Genomic DNA, 219 nt, shown 5'->3' with positions numbered 1-219 from the left:
ACGTTCCTTGCGAACCTGGTCGACCCAACGGCGCAAAGCGGTAGGGCCAATATCCAAACTGGCACAAACATCGGGAACTGACTGGCCCTCGTCCAGCACCATGCTGGCGGCCTTGAGTTTGAACTCACTGGAATAAGATTTACGCATATCCAAACACCTCAGATTTGGGCGCCATCATAGCGCCCGATTGAAGTGTCCAAAATCATTAGGCCAGTTCAG

Annotated in this window: 1 protein-coding gene; it reads right to left on the bottom strand. The window is 52.5% G+C overall.

Annotation, left to right across the window (positions count from 1 at the left end):
* A partial coding sequence (locus ACM6HV_RS16480) for a transposase (RefSeq protein WP_414904772.1) occupies nt 1-147 on the bottom strand: 147 nt, incomplete at its 3' end.
* Between the last annotated feature and the right edge of the window lie 72 nt (nt 148-219).

Source organism: Pseudomonas sp. IT-P260 (assembly GCF_949768395.1).
In the GTDB taxonomy this organism is placed as follows: domain Bacteria; phylum Pseudomonadota; class Gammaproteobacteria; order Pseudomonadales; family Pseudomonadaceae; genus Aquipseudomonas; species Aquipseudomonas parakoreensis.
Note: the sequence above shows the minus strand (reverse complement) of the source record. Positions and strands in the feature narration are given on the sequence as shown.